The organism is Marivita sp., from assembly GCF_022763305.1.
Taxonomy (GTDB): Bacteria; Pseudomonadota; Alphaproteobacteria; order Rhodobacterales; family Rhodobacteraceae; genus Marivita.
The window spans coordinates 1-5,889 of the sequence record NZ_JALEGT010000068.1 but is presented as its reverse complement, the minus strand read 5'-3'; the positions used below and the strand labels follow the sequence as shown (position 1 = coordinate 5,889).

Sequence of the window (5,889 nt, the reverse complement as noted above, 5' to 3'; positions counted from 1 at the left end):
AGCCAGAGCCCGAGACGCTGGAGCGGGAAGCGGCTGTGCCGAAGGAATGGGAGGCGGCGCTCGACCGGCAGGAGGATTTTATTGAGGAGCTGTTGGGCTAGACTGCGCCTTGCCAGCGGCCTCTAAGACCGGCATTTACGGCACTATGTCCTTTTGTTCGGCTGACACACCATGGCCCGCAAACCCGCGCTTTCGATCGACACACTGAAAGACTTCGGCGCCAACACGCTCGCGCGGCTGGTGCTGGCGGAGGCCGCGCGCAATGCCGGGTTCCGGCGGCAGGTCAAGGCGGCGCTGGCCGGGCGGGGGGGGGGCGGAGGCGATTGCCAAGCTGATCGACAGGCGGCTTTCCGGGCCGGCACGGGCGAAGAGTTTCGTTGATTGGGACAAGGCGCGGGGGTTTGCTGACGATCTGCGCAGCCTGACAGATACGATCACATCCGAACTGGGGCCAGCTTCCGCGGCGCTGGCGATGGACCGGCTTTTGCGCTTTGTCGCGACCCATAAGCAGGTCTTCGAGCGGGTCGACGATTCCTCGGGTCGGGTGCAGGGTGTCTACTATGGGGCGATCCATGACATTGGTGTCCTCGCGCCGGAACTGGCGGCGGATGACGCTGACCTGTTGCCGGACAAGATCATGGCCGCGCTTGGCGAAACCACCCATGGTTACCTGACCGATATGACCAATGCCGTGGCACCGCATTTGCCGCAAGATACACTTACCCGCTGGGACGCGGAGTTGACCGCGGCCATCGCCGAGAGAAGGGCCGAGGAAGCGGCGCAGCAATCCGACGGTTGGCTTTATTCCATGACAGGGCAATGGGCAGAGATGCGACAGACCATTGCCTTGGAGCGCGGCGATCTGGACCTGCTGGTCGCACTGGAGGCAGCAAAGAAGCCGCATATGCAGGACACGCTGGGGATTGCCGAAGCGTTGCTTGGAGCCGGGCGCGCGGCGGAGGCGCTGGACTGGGTGCGCAAACCGGGGCGGCGCAGCTTTGGCGAAGATGACGAGCTGTCACCCCGGCGGGTCGCATTGGAGGCGCGAATCCTTGAGGCTTTGGGTGACCGGCCGGCAGCACAAGCGCTAAGGTGGCGGTGTTTCGAAATCCGGCTTTCGGCGGACATCCTGAGGGACTATCTGAAAGGTCTGCCTGATTTCAAGGATATGGAAACCGAGGATCGCGCTTGTGCGGTCGCTCGCAAACATGCCAATCCCGAAAGCGCGCTGCAATTCTTTCTTGACTGGCCGCGCCTAGATCTGGCCGCCAACCTGATTGTCACCAATCGCCAACACTGGAAAGGCGGCGACTGGCACATCCTTCCCAAAATCGCATCCCTGCTCGAACACGATCACCCGCTCGCGGCCACAATCCTCTACCGCGCCCTGCTTGACGACATCCTAAGCAAGGCGCGCTCCAAAGCCTACGGCCATGGTGCGAAATACCTTGCGATACTGACATTGCTTGCCAATGACGCGGATGCCATCCGACCCGTCGAAATGCTAGATCACGCGACCTACCGCGACGGATTGAAGGCGGATCATCCGCGTAAATCCGGGTTCTGGCGGCAGGTCGAAGACGGCTGACTTCGAAAAGGAAAAAAGGTAAAGTCGGCCCTTAGCGGACGTTCGGTCCAAACCCGTCCAATGGCTTCTTTATCTCATAACCTATCTAAGGCGTGAAAACCGGCAAGTCCGACGGGGCGCGCATGCGCCCCGCCCTTTGGCATAGCAGGAAAATGCCGTTATTGCCCCGAGAGGGCCGCGTAGACCGCGCTCTCGAAATCCATATACCCTGGAAAGGAGACCCCATCTGCGAACGGCAGGATCTGCGTTGCCCAGTAGCCGCCGATCCCATTCTTTCGATCTATCCAATAGTAGCTGTTCGCCAGCCCGGCCCAGCCGATGGCGCCGGCCGGGCGCCCGGTGGACGCGTCTTCGGTGTTGACCATGAAGGTGTAGGACCAGTCCTTGGGTATGCCCGGAAAGAACTCTGCATCATTCGAAAGCGAGGGAATGACGCCGGGCAGCATGGTGACTTTCTGCGGTGGGACAAGTGCGCCCTGCACGGCCCATTCGACGGTTTCGGGTTTCAGGACCCGCCCGTTCGGACCGGCACCGTCGTTCAACCACATGCGGATAAACTTCATGTATTCCGGCACAGTCGCGTAGAGCCCGTGGCCGCCCATGTGGACCTCAGGGTCATCAGGTAGTGCGAAGTCGTCCATCGGGGTCAGCCCGCCATCCTCGCCCCGCGCGTGGATGGTCGCGGTCCGCTCCTTCATGTCGGGCGTCCGGGTAAAGGCGATATCCTGCATGCCGAGCTGGTCGAAGATCCTCTCTTTCATAACCTCGCCCAGGCGTTTGCCGCGGATGCCTTCGACGACCTGTCCGACCCAGTCGATGTTCGTGCCGTATTCCCACTTCGTGCCCGGATCGAATAGCAGCGGGGTTTCGATGCAGGCGCGGCTGCCGGTGACGACAGAGGGCTGGCCCTGCTCTTCGGCGAGGCGCTTATAGGTCTCGTTAAAGAAATCATAGCCAAAACCGGCCGTGTGCAGCATCAGTTGGCGGGTCGTGACATCACTTTTGGGGGCGCGCAGTCTGGGGGTGCCGTCCGCGTCGAACCCGTCGATCACCTTCAACTCACCGATGGCCGGGGCGTAGTTTTTCGCAGGCGCATCGAGGTCCAACAAACCCTCCTCGACACATTGCAGGGCTGTGGTGCCAGCGATTGCCTTGGTGGTCGAGAAGATGGCGAAGACCGTGTCCTCCGTCATTGCGTCGCCGTCCAGCCGCCGCTCTCCGGCCGCGCCGGCGTAGATATCGCCATTGCGGTCCGTTGCCATCGCGACAACCCCGGGCACACGCGACGGACCGGTGCCCAGTCCGTTCAGAACGGCGTCACACCGGATTTTCAGATCGTTTGGGTTGATGTCCTTCATTGGTTCCTCCCTTGAAGATGTGAAGAGAAGAATGCGGAACACTGATCGGCCGCGCTGTTCGCAACCGGTATGTTCTGTCCGATTTCGGAAACGAAGTCAGTGCGGGCGGACGCGTCGTGCGACCCGACCACGCGTCTGCGACGGCGTTTCTCCGAACCTTTCTCGATACCGGCCGGCCAGAGCGCCGAAGTTCGAAAAGCCCCAGTCTGCGGCGATCACGGTGACGGTCACATTGGCTGGCAAAGTTTCAAGATCCCGGCGAAAGCCGTCAAGCCGCCGCGCCACGAGGAATGCCCGAGGCGAAATACCTCGAAACTTCTGAAATCCGCCGGACAGTGTCCTTGCAGAAACGCCGACACGCTTGGCCACATCGCCGATTGAAGGTGCTTCGCGCGCTTCGGCTTCCATGATCTCCTCGGCCGCGCGAACGTAACCGGGGGCTGCACAGCGGGCCCCGGTCTCAAGGCTCAACCCAGCGGCCGATGCCCACTGTCGCAGAAGTTCGACGCAAAGCATCTCTTCGATATGCCGCACCAAGACTGCGTCGGATGAGACTTCGCCCGCGCGCGTTAAGGCACGGGTGGCATAATCGAGAAGCGCGGGCCAGGCTGAGTTGGGGCCGCCGATCTTGACACGGCTCGTCCACAGGCGGTCATCCGGCACGAAACCGAACCACCTCTCGGCCGTATCAACCATCGCCTGATGCGGGATCGTGAGGTTCAGCTGCATATGGTCGGGATCACCCTCAAGCCAATATTCGGCTCGGGAGCAATCTACGACAAAGCTTTCCCCGGCAGCGGTTGCAATAGAGCCACCATCGGTTTGATGATCCAATGCCCCGCGCAGGGTGTTAAGAACAAGGATGTTTCCGGCATCAGGATCGAAACGGTCAAGGTGAATGCCGGTGCCGTAGGCAAACCGGGTCATGGTCACACAGCCCGCCTTCGCCGAAATCATGGTCGCATCCGGCAGGGACAAGCGATCCAAAGGCCGCACCCGATATCGCATATAGACCGACCGGCAGAAGTCCTCCACTTCGTCCCAATCAGCTGAATGGGTTTTCTGCCGGTGCCTGATCGGCGCCCCTAACGAATCCAGAACAAGTGCATGTTCCAGCAAAACCCCGCTCCTCCTCGTGATTCCATTGTCAATGTAACACGATATTGGCGAGGTAGACATCCGGCATTGGTCGTAAAGAAATGAACGTGTTGGTGGGGACGCGCCGACACGGTCGCGATCTGGCGTAGGTTCTGATCGAGCGCGTTGTCCCCCCGGCGTGTGAGGCTCTACAATGCCGACATTGGTTCAAGCCGCAGCGAATGACCGCTTCTCTAATTGGGTGTCTGGGTCAAGCTCATTTTCCTTCTTTTGAATGATCAAGGATCGTTTGTCCGGGTCACGCTTCTCTTCGCAGTCTGGTTTGGCGTTCGAAGGGCGCCGCTGCATGCATGTGTCGGATCGGTTGTGGAGAGCCCTGCTTCCCGGCGCGCTTCAAGTTGCGCAGCAGACATTTTCGTCTTCATCCACAGACCTCGTCCGGATTGGACGATCCCATCAGGTTGAGTGGTTGGCTTTTATGTCATGCCGTGCCTCCTACTTGTTCCTGATGGAATTCACTGCCGTCGATCCACATACGGTGGAGCAGAACGGCAAGTTTGCGGGCGACGGCAACAACTGCGCGTCGGCGACCTTTGGTGCGCATCAATCGCATGCCCCATGATTTGATCTGTGACCCTGCCATGGTTCGCATCAGTAATGCGTTGGCAGCGGCATAGAGAGTCGCACGAACATCTCGATCGCCTGCCTTTGATATTCGGCCAGGATTGTCATGCTCCCCAGATTGAAAGCGTCTTGGCGTCAAACCAAAGTGCGCAGCAACTGTGCGCGAACGCTTGAAGCGGCTCGGATCGTCAACTGCGGCCTTGAATGTTAGTGCTGCAATGGGTCCAACACCAGGTACGGTCATCATCCGCATGCAAACCTTGTCTTGAGACGCTGCACGTTTCACGCGTCGATCCAGCTCAAGGTGGTGTTGGAACAAGACAACCCGCGCGTCGAGCAATGGAATGATTGCGTGCGCAAGGATATCATCCATTTCGATCATCGGTCTTACCAAACCATCGAAAGACCCATGCTTCACCGTTCGCGGCAATCGTACGCCGAAGATTTTCAGCAGCCCACGAACCTCGTTGGCCAGATCCATCGTCTTCTTGAGTAATGCCTTTCGGGTGCTCAAAAGCGCACGCAACCCATGGGCCTCCCGGCTCTTCATGTGAACAGGACTGAACCAACCAGTACGCAAAATTTGGGCAATGCCCTTTGCATCGGTCTTGTCAGTTTTGTTCCGCATTGCGGACAAGGCAGCGCTTACCTGCCGCGCCTCCATGCACACGACCTCAAAGCCTGACGACTGCAAACCAAAGAACAGATGTTGGCTCATCGCCCCCGCTTCAAAACCGACACGTTCGATGGGGTGCTCAAAAGCTTCAAGGCACGCACCAATGTCCGCAACTTCGCATGGCAGCTCTCGTTCCAAGCAAACCTTGCCTTTGCTATCGACGATGCACAAAGCACACGACCGAAGCGACACATCCAAACCAGCATAGTATTCCATCATCTGTCTCCCTCATTCACAGCTGTGCTGTGATCCTACCGGGAGCTCGACCAAAGTGCAGGGTCAGCCCAATTACGCATGCTCCCCGCCCGACCCCGTCGAAGCTTTCCTTCAATTTGGCAAATAGAACTCCGTGATCCCCCGCTTCCCCTCGGCCCGCCCGAGCTGGACGATCACATCGATGGACTTGCGGATGTATTCCCGCACTTCTGCGAATGTCAGCGGTGTGCCAGCCTGCAGTACCATGATTGCAAGCCGGTCGATGGCGAGTTCTGCGGTTTCGGCGTGGATGGTTGAGACCGACCCGCCATGGCCGGTGTTGATGGCTT

General features: G+C 59.4%; 6 protein-coding genes. 2 read left to right on the top strand and 4 right to left on the bottom strand.

From position 1 onward, the window contains the following. Positions 1–171 precede the first annotated feature (171 nt). Both MRY75_RS13620 and MRY75_RS13615 read left to right on the top strand, forming a co-directional pair. Positions 172–381, top strand: coding sequence for a DUF6880 family protein (locus MRY75_RS13620; protein ID WP_223118418.1), 210 nt, complete (start codon positions 172–174; stop codon positions 379–381). Continuing rightward, positions 323–1,588, top strand: coding sequence for a DUF6880 family protein (locus MRY75_RS13615; RefSeq protein ID WP_366934934.1), 1,266 nt, complete (start codon positions 323–325; stop codon positions 1,586–1,588). The genes MRY75_RS13620 and MRY75_RS13615 overlap by 59 nt, the downstream gene beginning before the upstream one ends. Before the next feature lie 158 nt (positions 1,589–1,746). Here MRY75_RS13615 and MRY75_RS13610 read toward each other — a convergent pair whose 3' ends face one another. From MRY75_RS13610 to MRY75_RS13595, 4 genes are all read right to left on the bottom strand, one after another. Then, on the bottom strand, positions 1,747–2,946 hold the full coding sequence (locus tag MRY75_RS13610) for a serine hydrolase (protein ID WP_009807932.1): 1,200 nt from the start codon (positions 2,944–2,946) through the stop codon (positions 1,747–1,749). A 96-nt stretch (positions 2,947–3,042) separates the two neighbouring features. Then, on the bottom strand, positions 3,043–4,125 hold the full coding sequence (locus MRY75_RS13605; RefSeq protein ID WP_366934933.1) for an AraC family transcriptional regulator: 1,083 nt from the start codon (positions 4,123–4,125) through the stop codon (positions 3,043–3,045). 400 nt (positions 4,126–4,525) lie between these two features. Beyond that, complete coding sequence (locus MRY75_RS13600; protein WP_292308556.1) at positions 4,526–5,563, bottom strand: IS110 family transposase; 1,038 nt, start codon at positions 5,561–5,563, stop codon at positions 4,526–4,528. A 108-nt stretch (positions 5,564–5,671) separates the two neighbouring features. Beyond that, positions 5,672–5,889 (bottom strand): ATPase, T2SS/T4P/T4SS family (locus tag MRY75_RS13595; protein ID WP_292308555.1); only part of this gene is annotated, 218 nt, incomplete at its 5' end.